Origin of the sequence: Paraeggerthella sp. LCP19S3_G8, from assembly GCF_052119225.1 — a bacterium.
GTDB lineage: Bacteria > Actinomycetota > Coriobacteriia > Coriobacteriales > Eggerthellaceae > Paraeggerthella > Paraeggerthella hominis.
In genome coordinates this window covers 389777-404545 of record NZ_JBQKFQ010000001.1, presented here as the reverse complement: position 1 = coordinate 404545, position 14769 = coordinate 389777, and the positions used below count along the sequence as shown (strand labels likewise).

Annotated in this window: 12 protein-coding genes; all 12 read right to left on the bottom strand. The window is 61.5% G+C overall.

Features of this window, described 5'->3' with window-relative positions:
* Positions 1-32: 32 nt before the first annotated feature.
* The 12 genes from miaA to ACTQZK_RS01810 all read right to left on the bottom strand — a co-directional run bounded on the left by miaA (position 33) and on the right by ACTQZK_RS01810 (position 14724).
* Positions 33-989, bottom strand: coding sequence for a tRNA (adenosine(37)-N6)-dimethylallyltransferase MiaA (gene miaA / locus ACTQZK_RS01865; RefSeq protein WP_216528517.1), 957 nt, complete (start codon positions 987-989; stop codon positions 33-35).
* Positions 982-2343 (bottom strand): tRNA (N6-isopentenyl adenosine(37)-C2)-methylthiotransferase MiaB, encoded by a 1362-nt coding sequence (gene miaB / locus ACTQZK_RS01860; protein WP_441898195.1) that lies wholly within the window; start codon positions 2341-2343, stop codon positions 982-984. The genes miaA and miaB overlap by 8 nt, the downstream gene beginning before the upstream one ends.
* 13 nt (positions 2344-2356) lie before the next feature.
* Positions 2357-2704 (bottom strand): stage V sporulation protein S, encoded by a 348-nt coding sequence (locus ACTQZK_RS01855; RefSeq protein ID WP_216528519.1) that lies wholly within the window; start codon positions 2702-2704, stop codon positions 2357-2359.
* 169 nt (positions 2705-2873) lie between these two features.
* A complete protein-coding gene (locus ACTQZK_RS01850) occupies positions 2874-3974 on the bottom strand; it encodes an ATP-binding protein (protein WP_441898193.1) in 1101 nt (366 codons plus the stop codon).
* Positions 3975-3986: 12 nt separating this feature from the next.
* Positions 3987-5519: a ribonuclease Y gene (gene rny / locus ACTQZK_RS01845; protein WP_114566104.1), complete on the bottom strand. Its 1533-nt coding sequence runs from the start codon at positions 5517-5519 to the stop codon at positions 3987-3989.
* Between the two features lie 303 nt (positions 5520-5822).
* A complete protein-coding gene (locus ACTQZK_RS01840; protein WP_441898191.1) occupies positions 5823-6476 on the bottom strand; it encodes a regulatory protein RecX in 654 nt (217 codons plus the stop codon).
* A 6-nt stretch (positions 6477-6482) separates the two neighbouring features.
* Complete coding sequence (recA, locus tag ACTQZK_RS01835; protein ID WP_114566106.1) at positions 6483-7541, bottom strand: recombinase RecA; 1059 nt, start codon at positions 7539-7541, stop codon at positions 6483-6485.
* 268 nt (positions 7542-7809) lie between these two features.
* The gene (gene pgsA, locus ACTQZK_RS01830) at positions 7810-9063 is read right to left on the bottom strand and encodes a CDP-diacylglycerol--glycerol-3-phosphate 3-phosphatidyltransferase (RefSeq protein WP_441898189.1); all 1254 of its coding nucleotides are present in this window, start codon (positions 9061-9063) and stop codon (positions 7810-7812) included.
* Between the two features lie 4 nt (positions 9064-9067).
* Positions 9068-10405 carry a 30S ribosomal protein S12 methylthiotransferase RimO gene (gene rimO / locus ACTQZK_RS01825; RefSeq protein ID WP_441898187.1) on the bottom strand — a complete coding sequence of 446 codons (1338 nt, stop codon included), beginning with the start codon at positions 10403-10405 and terminating at the stop codon, positions 9068-9070.
* Between the two features lie 16 nt (positions 10406-10421).
* Positions 10422-10919, bottom strand: coding sequence for a YajQ family cyclic di-GMP-binding protein (locus tag ACTQZK_RS01820; RefSeq protein ID WP_114566108.1), 498 nt, complete (start codon positions 10917-10919; stop codon positions 10422-10424).
* 99 nt (positions 10920-11018) lie between these two features.
* Positions 11019-12188 carry a helix-turn-helix domain-containing protein gene (locus ACTQZK_RS01815; protein ID WP_441898184.1) on the bottom strand — a complete coding sequence of 390 codons (1170 nt, stop codon included), beginning with the start codon at positions 12186-12188 and terminating at the stop codon, positions 11019-11021.
* Between the two features lie 4 nt (positions 12189-12192).
* Positions 12193-14724: an FtsK/SpoIIIE family DNA translocase gene (locus ACTQZK_RS01810; RefSeq protein ID WP_225749184.1), complete on the bottom strand. Its 2532-nt coding sequence runs from the start codon at positions 14722-14724 to the stop codon at positions 12193-12195.
* Positions 14725-14769: the final 45 nt, after the last annotated feature.

Below are 14769 nucleotides of genomic sequence, written 5' to 3'. Positions count from 1 at the left end.
CAAGCCATCCTTCCCAGAGAACATCGCTATCTTCAACAACCGCTTGCAAGCGGTTGAGCTTCTTCGAGAACCGCTAAAGACGCGCGCAGCATCGCACGCACATCGGGAGCGTTTGCATCGATCCAGCGGATGCGCGTATCTTTGCGAAACCAGGTACGTTGTCGCTTAGCGTACCGGTGCGTTGCCGTTTTGATACTGAGAATCGCTTCCTCCATGGTAGTTTCACCGTCAAGCGCGGCAACGATCTCTTTGTACCCGATAGCCTGCGGAGCCGTGATTCCGTTTCTGAACCCTTTTTGGAGCAGATGCTTCACTTCGTCGACCAAGCCGTCTTCGATCATCTGGTCGACACGTGCGTCGATCCGAGCGCGAAGAACATCGGGATCGACCGCCAACCCCACGAACACGGCGGGAACGCATTGCGGCAACTGCGCAAGTTTGGCGCGCTGTTTGGCATACGTCGTACCGTCCTCGAGAAGTTCGAAGGCACGAGCAACGCGCTTCACGTCGGCAGGCGGAATCAAAGCGGCGCTCTCCTTGTCGCGATCCGCAAGAAGATTCCATAGAGCTTCAAGGCCTTGTTCCTGCGCAATGCGATTGCAACGATCTCGTACAAGATTGCCGACCTGCTCGCCTTTGGGAAAATCGTAATCGTCTATCGCTGCGCGCACATAAAACCCCGTACCGCCGCAGAGCACGCTTCTTCGTCCGCGCGCGTCGACGTCAAGAAAACAATCTCGCGCATACGCCTGGAACAACGCCGCCGAATAAGGCTCGCCCGGGTCGACCAAGTCGAATCCGTGGTGGGCCACGATGCGATCCCGAACAGGGAGCTTTCCCGTGCCGATGTCCATACCGCGATACACTTGCATCGAATCGGCGCTGACCACTTCGCCGTTCAATTCGAAAGCAAGCGCTTGCGCAAGCGCAGTCTTGCCCGATGCCGTGGGACCTACGACGCATACAACGGGGGCCGAAAGGCTAAACACCGTCTACAACCTCGCCTGCCAGATACCACGTTTTCGCTTCGTCGATGCGCACGCGTACCGTTTGGCCGGTCAGGCTCTTCACCGAAAGCCCTGCAGGAACAGCTGCGTGAACGGTTTGGTTCTTCGGGCTCTTGCCCGTCAGAAGGGTTTCGTCGCGCTTCGATCCGCCCTCTACCAGCACATCCACCGTAGCTCCCAGGTCTTTCTGATTCGCCTCGAACGCCTTGTCCTGCACAAGGTCCACCAAGCGATCGAAACGCTGCTGGATAACCTCGCGCGGGGTGCTATCGTCCATGGAAGCGGCAGGCGTGCCTTCGCGCTTCGAATAGATGAACGTGAACACCTGGTGGTAGCCCACCTCGTCAAGCAATCGGTAGGTATCTTCGAAATCCTTGGCGGTCTCTCCCGGAAAGCCTACGATGATGTCGGTCGACAGCGCAATATCGGGGCAGGCGTCGCGCAGTTTGGCGATAAGGCCCCGGTAGTGCTCGCGCGTGTAGCGACGATTCATCGCAGCTAAGACGGCATCGGACCCGGACTGAACCGGAAGATGCAAAGCAGGCATAAGAGAGCGTAGCGAACCGAATTTCGCGATCACCTCGTCGGTCAAATCCTTCGGATGGCTCGTGGCAAAGCGGAGCCGCTCGATTCCCGTTGCGTCGAGCGCATCGAGCACCTGCGCGAAACGAGGCGATCCATACAGATCGCGACCGTACGAATTTACGTTTTGACCCAACAGCGTGATCTCTTTTACGCCGGCAGCCACATACCGCTCGGCTTCGCTGACGATGTCCTCGAGCGGACGCGACTTCTCCCGCCCGCGCACGTACGGCACGATGCAGTAAGAGCAGAAGTTGTTGCAGCCGATGGTGATGGGAAGCCAGGCCGCCCATTCGTGCTCGCGCGCCGTGGGCAGCTCGGTCGGAAACGAAGAGGCCGCATCGAGCACTTCCACCTGATGGCCGCCCTCTTCTATAGCTGCTTGCAAAAGGCGTGGCAGCGATCCTAGATTGTGCGTTCCGAACACCACATCAAGATGAGGCAGTTCTTCGGTAAGCTTCTCGCCGTCGCGCTGGCCGATGCAGCCTCCAACGGCCACAACGCGTTTGGAAAGCGGCGTGCCTTCGCGCAGCGGGATATTCTTGAGCGAGGCGACTTGGCCGTACAGGCGCGTATCGGCCGCTTCGCGAACGCAGCACGTCATGAACGCGACGATGTCCGCATCCTCGATGGAATCCACCATGAGGGCCCCTAAGCCCTCGAGCATCCCGGCAATACGCTCGGAATCATGCTTGTTCATTTGGCATCCGAACGTACGGATGCAGAACGTCAAGTTCATAAAGGGAGTTTGCATAGGCTCGTCTATCTTAGAGGTCGGAAAGGGAGTCGCGACGCTCGTCGGAAACGGAAGCTCCGACGCCGCGCGTATAGCGAGGATCTACCGCGAATCGGATTGCGGTGCGGTACTCGCCGTCGATTACGATGTCGGCGAACGAAGGGACGCAAGCGATTTCGATTCCAATAGGCGACAGAAACCCTCGAGAAATAGCGATGGCTTTGACCGCCTGATTGACGGCTCCCGCTCCCACAGCTTGAATCTCGACGGAAACGCCGTCCTTCACCATGCCGGCGATGGCACCCGCTACGGAAGCGGGCGACGATTTCGACGACACCTTCAGGCAGCCGACGTCTGGCTTATGCTCTGTAGTGGACATGCATATCCTTTTTCGTTTGGTCCGTTACGCGTGCGTTTAGTTCGATAAATATGCTTCGCTCAGCCTGCAATGTTTATGCATTCAACATTCTACCCATTCGATCTATGGCGTGCAACCTGCGGGTATACCGAAACCATGGAGAACTCGAAGCGATCAGGGCATCTAGGCGTTATCGCAACTTGGCAATAGGAATGGTGATACGAATGCAGTCCTTCCCAACGCGAACCTCCGGGCTTACCCCCGATTCGAGGTAGTAATCGCGCGCCACGTCTTCGAAAGCTGCGGCAACGCGCTTCGAGAAGATCTCCAAATCCTCGGTGGCGATTTTCAAGCCGCGCGCATCCTTTGCAGCTGCATGATCGCGCACGTTGCGCGGAGCCGTCGGGGTGTTGTCGGGTTCTGCAACAGCCTCAATGCGAATTCGATCGATAAGCGGCGATAACGGGGCTATTTCTCCGTCCATGATGCGCCGCGCGCTTCGCTCGGACAATTCAAGGCCCAATCGAGCCGCTTCCTGTGCGAACGAAGCGGGGTCGGCGCACACCGACAACCGCTTGCTGACAGGAAGGCGGGATGGCTCTTTGCAAAACGCCCTTGCCGACGAGGTCAGCGAAGCAAGCCCGAAGGCGTACAGCGTGGCGGCCACGTCCGTAGCGGATCCCAGGTACACCGTGCAGCTTGTTCTGCTTTCAATGGCGAACTCGCATGCCGTACGCAGTATGTTTTTAGGACCGCGTACGACCACGTTCCCCGATTCATTTCGCTCGAACGTGGGGAAACTCGACTGATCGGTCTTCTCCCCCACCTTGTCCAGATTCGTCTCGACGTACAGCGAAGACCCTTTGCCCGAATCCGAAGCTGCTACGTACGCAGACTCGGAATTGACGGCAATAGAGTACAAAGCCATGCCGCGTCCGTGGACGCCCCATTTATCCATGGACATAGTGTCGAGCTTCGAGGTAACGCGCGGCTCGAAGATGCGCTCGTGCATGGAAGGGGGAACGCCGTCTCCATCGTCGATCATGACCAGTTTCCGCCGCCGATCCTCGCGGGTAACCGCAAGGAAGATACTGCGCGCATGAGCATCGCGTGCGTTTCTCAACATCTCGATAACGATGTCTTCCGTTGACCGTATGTCGTGCGCAGCTTGGCGCCGCTCGGCTTCTGCGCTCCTCAAACGGACGAAGCCATCCCCGAGGTCGGTTTCGACCCGGAGATGGCTTTCGCCGCAGACGTCCTCGATGAAGCTCTCGAGAGAGTCGTGCTTCACAACAGATCCGCCTTACTTCGCGATGCCGACCGCACGGCTCTCGCGAATGACCACGACCTTCACCTGGCCGGGGTACTGCATCTCGTTTTCGATGCGCTGCGCGATATCGTGGGCGAGCACCGTGGTAGCCGCTTCGTCCACCGCTTCGGGTTCCACCATGACGCGTACTTCGCGACCCGCTTGGATTGCGTAGGTGCGCTCGACGCCCTTGTACGAATTCGCGATTTCCTCAAGTTTCTCAAGACGCTTGATATAGGCGTCAAGCGTCTCCTTGCGCGCACCGGGGCGTGCGGCGGATACCGCGTCTGCAGCCTGAACCAGAACCGCAAGCACGCTCGAAGGCTCCACGTCGTTGTGGTGAGCCTCGATAGCATGCACGATATCGCCCTTTTCGCCGAAACGGCGAGCAAGGTCGGCGCCGATCACGGCATGGCTTCCCTCGACCTCGTGGTCAACGGCCTTTCCCAAGTCGTGCAGCAAGCCGGCGCGCTTGGCCGGAATGGGATCGAGTCCCAACTCCGAAGCCATGACGCCCGACAGGTACGCGACTTCGAGCGAATGGTTGAGCACATTCTGCCCGTAAGAGGTGCGGTACCGCAAACGACCGAGCGTCCGCACGAGCTCAGGATGCAGGTCGTGAATTCCCGTATCGAACGCAGCTTGTTCGCCGGCCTCCTGGACGCGTTGGTTCACGAACGCCTCGGCCTTGCCGAACATCTCCTCGATACGAGCCGGATGGATGCGGCCGTCCGCAACAAGGTTCTCCATCGTGACGCGACCGATCTCGCGGCGCACCGGATCGAAGCAGGAGATCGTCACGCACTCAGGGGTGTCGTCGATGATGAGGTTCGTGCCCGTCAGCTGCTCGAACGAGCGAATGTTGCGACCTTCGCGGCCGATGATGCGGCCCTTCAGGTCATCCGACGGAATATGGATGGTCGATACCGTGGTTTCAGCGGTATGGTCGGCCGCAACGCGCTGGATTGCCAGGCTCAGGATCGAACGCGCCTTCTTGTCGGCCTCGGCCTTCGCGCGCGCTTCAGCATCGCGAATGATGGCTGCAGAGGCATGCGTGACCTCGTCCTTCAGCGTATCGAGCAGCTCGGCTTTCGCCTCGTCAGGGCTCATGCCTGCCACGCGCTCTAGACGGTGGTTGATCTCCTGCTCTGCCTCGGACAGATCGCGTTCGCGGCGATCGAGCTGCCCTTGCATCGACGAGATCTGATGTTCGCGCGAATCAAGCGACTCCACGCGACGGTCGAGCGATTCCTCACGCTGGGATATACGGTTCTCGGCGGCGCGCACCTCGCGCATGCGCTCCTTGCTTTCAACTTGCGCTTCCTGCTTGAGCCGAAGCGCTTCGTCCTTCGCCTCGACGATTGCTTCTCGGCGCAACGTCTCCGCCTGTCGTTTCGCATCGGTCACCACGGATTCCGCTTCTTGCGCCGCACGCTTAGTGGACGCATTGACGAGAAAACGCGTGATGACGAATCCGAGGGCGATGCCAGCTGCGGCTCCGACAACGAGCCAGATGATTTCAGGCATACGCTCCCCCCTTTCGTTTCGCATTCTGTCAGTGTGTTTCAAAGTACTCGTAGGCATAAAAAATCCCGGCAAAACCGGGCATGAGCGAACGCACGCGATACGGGAAGCATCGTATGAATTTGTCTATAAGAAGTACCCTCATCAGGTACGTTTCACCCAAGCTTCTATACATAATAAGGCTTGTATGCGATTTGTAAAAGCCCTCGACAAGAAATATTCGGAAACGACAAGGCGAAACGCACCTTCACGAACAGGGTCGGCAAAACGGAGGCGCCGGACGGCTTGCACGTCCGACGCCCGGCCTTACCCTATCCGGTCGAACTGCGCCGAGCAAAGGGATTCATGCCATTGACGGGCGGCTGAGGAAGCGACCGATGAGCCGTAGCCCTTCTGGACGAGTTTTCTATACGCCGCCTCTCGAGCGTTCTTCGACCGAGGGGGCTTCCGCTCGAGCAAAGCGATGGCGCGCGAGATCTCCGACGCATCGTCGCCGACCCCCTGCCCTTCGGACAACGACGCGACTTCGTCGACGGCAATGCCAAGATCCTCGAGCTCGGCGACGATGCCGCGGCGCCCCTTGCCCTGCGAAAGACGGCTTCGGACGAGCACGTCGGCATAGCGAAGATCGTCGACAAGACCGCATGCCTGGGCGCGCGCCACCGCTTCCTCGACGGCATCCTCGCAAAATCCCTCGCGCACTAAACGTCGGCGCAAAGCCTCGCTTGCCTGTTCGCGCGCGCAGGCAAGGCGCTCGATCTTGCGAAACGCGCGCTCAGGCGAATCGTCCGGCCCTTCTTTATCCCGGCCGACGGAAACGCTCTCGCACGAGACGGGTCGTGCTTTTCGCTCGGAGCTCGTTGCCTGACGCGCACCGGGCAACGACGACCGTTCTCCCGATTCGATCGCAGCGATATTCGCCCGCAAGAGGGCTTTCACGTCGTCGGAGCTATGCGACATGACGCGCTACTTCTTTCCCTTGGGCTTCGCTACCGGAGAGAGAACGTCCGCCTCTTCTGCCGTTCGCGTGATAATGGGGATATCGAACGCCTCGCGCACCTTGTTCTCCAGTTCGTCGCGCAGATCGGGGTTCTCCCTAAGCGTCTGCTTCGCGGCTTCGCGGCCCTGCCCCAAGCGCTCTTCGCCGTAGGTGTACCATGCACCGGACTTTTTCGCGACGCCGGCCTCTACCGCCATATCGACGATGCAGCCTTCGCGAGAAATGCCCTCGCCGTACATGAGATCGAATTCAGCCTGGCGAAACGGCGGCGCCACCTTGTTCTTCACGACTTTCGCGCGCACGCGGTTGCCCACGATCTCGCCGTCTTTTTTGATGGAGTCGATGCGTCGGATGTCGATGCGCACGCTCGAGAAGAACTTGAGCGCCCGTCCGCCGGTCGTGGTTTCGGGATTGCCGAACATGACGCCGATCTTCTCGCGCAGCTGGTTGATGAAGATGCACGTGGTGTTCGACTTGGAGAGCGAGCCTGCCAGCTTGCGAAGCGCTTGAGACATAAGGCGCGCCTGCAAGCCCACCGTAGTATCGCCGATCTCGCCTTCGATCTCGGCCTTGGGCACAAGAGCCGCCACGGAGTCGATGACGATGCAATCGATGGCGCCGCTTCGCACCAGCATGTCGCAGATTTCAAGCGCCTGCTCGCCGGTATCGGGCTGGGATATAAGAACTTCGTCGATGTCGACGCCGAGACGCGCCGCGTACACCGGATCGAGCGCATGTTCGGCGTCGATGAAAGCGACGATGCCGCCGAGCGCTTGCGCTTCGGCAAGCACCTGAAGCGCAAGCGTCGTCTTGCCGCTCGATTCAGGACCGTAGACCTCCACGATGCGCCCGCGCGGCACCCCTCCGATGCCCAATGCGGCATCAAGAGGAAGCGAGCCTGTGGGTATAGCGCCAATATTGAGGCTCTGGTCGCTTTCGCCGAACTTCATGATGGAGCCTTTTCCGAACTTGGTCTCGATCTGATCGGTGGTCAGCTTGAGCATCTTCGATTTTTCTTCGTTCATGCGCTTCCTTCTCTTTCCGCAGGTGCGCCAAAGCGCCGCTTTTCGACTTCTCCTATTATACGAACATCTGTTTGTCGGTCAAGCATTTTTATCGGCAAGTCCGCAATTCAAGTATAGAAGCCCTTTCTAGCTGAATCATGACGCGCGTACAGCCAAAAACCCGCTCGATCCTTTTCGAATCAAGCGGGTTTCCAACATGGTTCTATCGGGGACCTGCGTCGAATCTTGCTGAAGCGCCACGCGAATCTAGCAGAAACCTATCGTCGCTCTAGCGGCTTTCCAGCGCATGCTGCATGACCTGGAGCGCAGCGCGCACCGTTTGGAGCCGCACTTGCTCGCGCGTGCCGGCAAAGCAGCGCGTCTCCGCTTCGACCGTACCGCAGCCGTCAGCGCAGCCGAGCCATACCGTCCCCACCGGTTTGCCTGGCTCCGCTCCCCCCGGACCGGCTATGCCCGTCACAGCCACCGCCACGTCGCAGCGAAGCTCTGTGCACGCACCTTGAGCCATGGCCTTCGCGGTTTGCTCGCTCACTACGCCATGCGCGGCGATCGTGTCGGGATCCACCGCAAGCACCAGGCTTTTGACCTCGGTCGCGTAACTGACCACGCTTCCGCGCATTACATCGGAACTGCCCGGGATCTGCGTAAGCGTAGCGGCGATCAGCCCGCCCGTCAGGCTTTCCGCCGTTCCGATGGTCTTTCCAGCCGCGCGCGCCGCGGAAAGCACGGTGGAAGCAAGGGCCTCGAGCGCCTCGGGGGCTATCTCGGCAAGATCCGCATCGGAAAGGACCCGGCTCTCTGCGGGCGCAGCAGGCGACGCCGGTTCGGACGCCACCGCGCGCGCATCCTTCGATCCCCGACGCTTCCGCTTCGGCTCCTTGGGCTTCAGTCCGATCAGGTGACGCGCTTTGTCGATGTAGTCCAGCATGGACACGATGGTCAGCACGAGCGCCACGATCATGACGAGCCAGCTGATCATCCACATCCAGTCCGAGAACGCAGCGTGCACGCTGCCCACCATGTAGCTGTCCTTGATGGTGAACAGCACGATAGCCACCATCTGCGAAACGGTTTTCGCTTTGCCGTACCAGCTGGCAGCGATAACCACGCCCTCGCTGGCCGCCACCATGCGCACGCCCGAAACGATGAACTCGCGAGCCAAGATGACGAGCACCACCCAGCTGGGCAGGGCTCCCAGCTCGATGAGCGCCAGCAGGGCCGCCGCAACAAGGATCTTGTCTGCCAGCGGATCCATGAACTTTCCGAAATCGGTGACTTCCCCCCGGCTGCGGGCCAGGTAGCCGTCAAGCCAGTCGGTGCATGAGATCAGAATGAATATGCCGGCAGCGATGAGGCTCTTGGAGTCGTCCGCCACCTGCGGCAGGCCGAACCACTGCGGCCAGGGGCTGAGCAATGCTACGACGAACAGGGGCACCAGGCAGATGCGCACAAGCGTCACGATGTTCGCCGGCGTCCACAGCTTGTCGGTCGGCGTGGGCTTCATCTGGCTTGAGCTGGCCATGGGACTACTCCCCCTCCATCTCGTACAGCAGCGTGTCCGTGATTTTCACGCGCTTGATCTGCCCCGGCTCGCCCGCCTCCACGTACGTGACGCCGTCCACCTCGGGAGCTTGGCACATGGCGCGGCCGAACAACTGCCCGTCCTCTTCCACGCCCTCCACAAGCACGTCCAATTCAAGCCCCACGCGGGCGGCTATGCGCGGACAGCATACCGCGTCCGCAAGGTCGCGCAAGCGCTGCGCGCGGTCGGCCTTCTCGTCTTCATCCACCTGATCGGGCAAATCATAGGCCTTCGTGCCCTCTTCGCGCGAATACGGGAAGACGCCCACGTAATCGAACAGGCCCTCTTCCACGAAATCGCACAGATCCTCGAACTGATCGTCGGTTTCTCCGGGGAACCCGGCTATCAAGGTAGTGCGCAGCGTGGCATGGGGAATGCGCGTCCTCACGCGGTTCGCAAGCGCCTCGAACTCGGCGCGCGAGCCCGAACGATTCATCGCGCGCAAGATGGAGGGATCGACGTGCTGCAACGGGATGTCGAAGTAGTCGCACACGTTTTCGTGCGAGGCTACCGCATCGAGCAGCTGATCGGTCAGCCCTTGCGGCTGGATATACATCACGCGGAACCAAGTATGAGAAAACTCTTCGGCCAAAGCGGAAACCAGCCATGCGAGAGAAGAGGGCTCGTCGAGATCCGTCCCCCATCTGCCAGTGTCCTGAGCGATCAGCACGATCTCGCGAACGCCCCCGGTAACCAGCCCGGCTACCTCGGCGCGCACGTCCTCGTACGCGAAGCTGTGGTACCGACCGCGGATGTACGGAATGGTGCAGAAACTGCAGAATCGGTCGCACCCATCGGATATCTTCACGTAAGCCGAGACGCTCGTCGGGGCCGTTTGCTTCGCGCAGGCGGCTTCCACCGTATCGAAGCGATCCGATACAGCGGGTTCTTCGCCAAGGCCGAGCGCGTCCACGAGAACCTGCGCGATGTCGTCCTCGCGGCTGCACGGAACGAACGCGCGCGCTTCGGTCAGCTCGCCTGCAAGGTCGTCGCCATAGCGCGCCGGCATGCATCCGGCAACGATGAGCGCGGCTCCCTCGGCCACATTGGGAAGGCCCGCTACATCGAACACGGCCTCGAGGCTTTCCTCGGTAGCGCTTTGGATGAACGAGCACGTATTGACCACGACGGCGTCCGCGGCGGCAGGGTCGTCCTCCAGCGCGAACCCTGCTTCTGCAAGGCGCGCTTTCATGTGCGCCGTGTCGACCTCGTTTTTCGCGCACCCGAGCGTAACGAACGCCACGGCGGGAACCGCGGCGTTCGGCTTTGTTGCTGACATCATGATAGGGCTGCCGTCCTTAGCGGTAGTTGACGTACTGAAGGGGCTGGCCGTAGTCCTTCTCTTTAAGGAAGGCGATGACCTCCTGCAAAGCATCGCGGGATGCGGAGCTCACGCGCAGCTTGTCGCCCTCGATCTGCACCTTCACCTTGAACTTCTCGGCCTTGATATCCTTGTTGATCTTGCTGGCGGTCTCTTTGTCGATGCCTTCGACGATAGTGCCCTTCTGGCGTACGCTCTGTCCGGCGGCAGCCTCCGGATCGGCCCACTTGATCGCGCCTAGGTCGATGCCGCGACGAATGATCTTGGACGCGATCACGTCAATGACCTGCTTGGCCACGAAGTCGGCAGGAGCCGCAACCGTCATGGTCTTGTTCGCCTTGTCAAGCGTGATCTCGGCACCCGAGTCCTTCAGGTCGTAGCGCTGCGCAAGTTCCTTCTTCGCCTGTTGAAAGGCGTTGTCGACCTCCTGCATATCAACCGTGGAGACGACGTCGAAGCTAGATTCCTTGGCCATGGAGACCGTCCTTTCCGTACAACGCGGCCTGCAAGAGCGCAGGCCGCTTGAGCGTTCGCATCATGACAGCATACCGCATTTCTGCAGGTGCTTGTTCGTTTATTCGGTGGAGGCGCCCGTAGATCCCGTCGCGCCGGTTGCCGTGCTGCTGTTCGACCCGGTGCCCGTCGACGTGCTCGAGCCGGTCGACGCAGCGTCGGGATGGTCGGCCTTCCATTGCTCGAGGTACGCCTGGAAATCCACCGTGCACTGCGGCATGCCGGACGCATCCTTGCCGTCGAAGCTCACGGCCTTGCCGTCCACCGTGATGGTCACCGCGTCGACGACCCAGGTGGCAAAGCTCCACGTGCCCGTAACGTCGACGGTTTCGGTTACTGGACCGGTGATCATCTGGGGCGTTTGGGTCCCGTCAGCCGTTATGACCGCGTACACTTCCTTCCCGGTTGCAACCTTGTACTCGACGGTCACCTTCGTGGGAGCGGTTTCCACCGGCTTCGCCTCTTGCGGCGGCGCCGTTTCCTGCCCGCCGTTCGATCCCTCTCCGCTTTGCGTCGTGTCCGTCACGCCGGTAATGGGAACCTTCGGCGCGTCGTCGGTGCTGCCCCCCTTGCCGCCGAACGCCAGCACGAGAACCAGGACCAGCAGAATCAGGATGACGCCGCCCGCAATGATGAAAGGAAGCTTCGATTGCACGGCATTGGGGGCCTTGGGGCCGGCGTAGAAATTCGTGTAGTGCCCGTTCGGAAGCGCCGCGTGCCTGCTCGGATGCGTGCGATCCTCTGAGTACAGACGCCCAGGCGCGCCGGCGCGCGAACCGTAATCGCGCACGTATTCGCGGCGATCGTCGTACATCGTGCGCCCGAGCGCGTTCTGGCGCGGCGGGCGTTCGGCCTCTTGCTGGGCTGCGCGCTCGCGCGGGCGGACCGGTCCGTTACCGCTGCCCGACGAGCTTCCTGCGCGGCGCGACGCCGCGCCCATGTCGAAGCGTGCGCCGGTTTTCGTCTCGGTGCGCACGCGTCCTACCTGATAAGCGTACGCCTCGTCCAGGTACATGCGCGTCATTTCGGTGGGATTGAGCCCCACGAGGCGCGCGTAAGCGTTCACCATGTTGCGCGCGTAACCGCGCGGAGGCATGCGCGAGAAGTCGTTCTCCTCGATCGCACGCAAGATGTCGGGCCTGATGCGCAGCCGGCGCGCGGCCGTGGCCAGATCGTAGCCTTTGCGCTCGCGCGCCTCGCGCAGAATCATCCCGAAATTAACCTGAGCCATCCTGTTACTCCTCCGGACCCGACGCGTCGTTCGCTTCGAACGCCTTCAGCGTTTCGAGCTCCATGGCGTCTACCAGCACTTCGCGGGGCTTGCTGCCGTTCGGCGGCCCCACGACGCCTTTTTCCTCCAGCATGTCCATTATACGGCCAGCGCGCGAATAACCCACCTTGAGACGGCGCTGGATGTTCGACGTGGATCCCAGGCCGCTCGACACCACGATGTCTGCGGCCTCCCAGATGAGCGGATCGTCCGAAAGCCCCGAACCGCCGCTGCCGTCGGGCTGCGAAGCGCCCAAGGTGATGAGGTTCGTTTGCAGGATCTCGGAATGGTACTCGGGCTCGCCCTGTTCTTTGAGCATGTCCACCACGGCGTTGATCTCGTCCTCCGAGACGTAGCAGCCTTGGATTCGCTGGGGCTTGGCGTACTCGGGCTTCGACAGCAAAAGGTCGCCCAAGCCGATCAGGTTCTCGGCTCCGGGCGTGTCCAGCACCACGCGGCTGTCGATGCCCGACGCCACATTGAACGCGATACGGTTCGTGATGTTCGCCTTGATGAGGCCCGTGACTACGTTCGTGGACGGACGCTGCGTGGCCACGATCAGGTGGATACCCGCCGCGCGCGCCAGCTGCGCGATGCGGCTGATGGAGAATTCCACCTCTTTGCCCACGTTCATCATGAGGTCGGCAAGCTCGTCGATGATGATCACGATGTAAGGCAGTTCGCCGCCCAGGTCGTTGGCGGGAGGCTCTTCTCCGGCGTCCGCCGCGCGCTCGGCCTCGGCCTGCGCCGCTTGCACCTTGGCGTTGTACTGCCCGATATTGCGCGCGCCCACCTTCGAGAACACCTTGAGGCGGCGTTCCATTTCCGCCACGCCCCACGACAGGGCGCTGGCCGCCTCGCGCGGCTCGGTCACCACGGGCACGTACAGATGGGGAATGCCGTTGTAGGGCGTGAACTCCACGCGCTTAGGGTCGATCATGATGAAGCGCACTTCGGACGGCGTGGCGCGCATGAGGATGGACATGATCATCGCGTTGATGGACACCGATTTGCCCGAACCCGTGGTGCCGCCGATAAGCAGGTGCGGCATCTTGGCCAGGTCGGACACGATGGAGCGTCCTTCCACGTCCTTGCCGATCACGATCTGGAGCGGCCCGGCAGGCGCGTCCTTGATCACGTCGCCCAAAAGCACGCTTTGGCGGGTTCGGTTCGGAACCTCGATGCCCACGTAGTTCGTCCCGGGAATGGGCGCGAAGATGCGCACGCCCGGCGCGGCCAGCGCAAGCGCGATGTCGTCTTCGAGCGCCGTGATGCGGCTCACGCGCACGCCGGCGGGCAGGTCGACCTTGAACAGCGTGACGGTAGGTCCGGCCACCCAGCCCACCACTTCCGCGAATATCTGGAAGCTCTCGAGCGATTCCTGCAGGCAGGCCGCCGTCTCCTTCAGCTCGACATCCGACGCGACGTCCTTCTTCGCGTTCTTGGACGTGGCCAGCAGGCTCATGGGAGGAAGCTCGAAGCCGTCTTCAGGGCGCGGAGCGGCCAACGGCGTGCTCGAACCCGACGAGGGCTTCGGCATGGATGCGGAGGCGTCGGCCTCGCGTTCGTGCTTACGGCCGAGCTTGCGCGTAAGCGTCTGAGGAGCCTCCCCTGCCGTATCGGCGGCGGGTTCTACGCGACCGATGGCCTGAGTGGCCAGGGACTGCGAGCCGCGACGAGCCTTCGAGGACCGCTCCTTTTCGGCTTTCTTGCCCTTGGGCAGCACGTTGGTGGCCCCTTGCGAGAATGCGTCGCCCATCGTGGGAACGACGGGGATCTTCGAGCTTGCCGAACGCTTGACGCGCGCGAAGGGCGGTGCAGCCAGCACGTCGTCGCCGCCCTCCCCCGCTGCTGCTGCGCGCGCGTCCTGCACGCGCTCGATGAGCTTGGAAAGGGAGAAGCCGATGACGATCAGCCCGGCCAAGATGACGCCGAGCATGATAATGCACGATATGACCTGGCCGAACAGACGAAGGCCGACCCAGGCGATGCCGGCGCCCACGTATCCGCCGCGCGAAACGAGCTCGGCCTCGACGAACAGGCGATCGACGGCATCAGGAGCCGATTCGGGCGTGAACAGGGCAAGCAGCACGAGCACTGCCACGAATATCATGACCAGTCCCACCGTCACCCGCAGGGGAACGCGCTCGCGCTCGAACCGAGCTAGAAAGCTTGCCCCTACGACCAGCAGGAAAAACGGCAGGATGTAGGCGCCCAGGCCCAGTAGCAGATGCAACGCGCTCGAAACGAACGAGGTCACCACCGCGTCGGAGGGCAGAACGGCCGTCACGAACAAGACGATGCCCGCGATGGCGAACGCGACGCCGGTGATGTCGCGGCGCACGCGATCGTCGAACAAGCGCTGCTCGTCGGCCGCCGCCTTCGCGCGGCTCGAAGAGTTCTTGCCGCCGCGCTTCTCCGCGGGCGAAGCGGCACGTCCCTTGGACTTCGAGGTCGCTGCCTTAGATTTCGATGTGGTTGATGAGTTCCGGGCCACGCCCCGCTCCTTCGTGCTGCATTTGATCTACGTTTGATGAGTTCG

What these genes read in the sequence shown, in the direction of transcription:
- miaB (WP_441898195.1), bottom strand. Translation starts at nt 2,343, where the DNA reads ATGCAAACTCCCTTTATGAACTTGACGTTCTGCATCCGTACGTTCGGA.
- ACTQZK_RS01855 (WP_216528519.1), bottom strand. Translation starts at nt 2,704, where the DNA reads ATGTCCACTACAGAGCATAAGCCAGACGTCGGCTGCCTGAAGGTGTCG.
- rny (WP_114566104.1), bottom strand. Translation starts at nt 5,519, where the DNA reads ATGCCTGAAATCATCTGGCTCGTTGTCGGAGCCGCAGCTGGCATCGCC.
- ACTQZK_RS01840 (WP_441898191.1), bottom strand. Translation starts at nt 6,476, where the DNA reads ATGTCGCATAGCTCCGACGACGTGAAAGCCCTCTTGCGGGCGAATATC.
- recA (WP_114566106.1), bottom strand. Translation starts at nt 7,541, where the DNA reads ATGAACGAAGAAAAATCGAAGATGCTCAAGCTGACCACCGATCAGATC.
- pgsA (WP_441898189.1), bottom strand. Translation starts at nt 9,063, where the DNA reads ATGGCCAGCTCAAGCCAGATGAAGCCCACGCCGACCGACAAGCTGTGG.
- rimO (WP_441898187.1), bottom strand. Translation starts at nt 10,405, where the DNA reads ATGATGTCAGCAACAAAGCCGAACGCCGCGGTTCCCGCCGTGGCGTTC.
- ACTQZK_RS01820 (WP_114566108.1), bottom strand. Translation starts at nt 10,919, where the DNA reads ATGGCCAAGGAATCTAGCTTCGACGTCGTCTCCACGGTTGATATGCAG.
- ACTQZK_RS01815 (WP_441898184.1), bottom strand. Translation starts at nt 12,188, where the DNA reads ATGGCTCAGGTTAATTTCGGGATGATTCTGCGCGAGGCGCGCGAGCGC.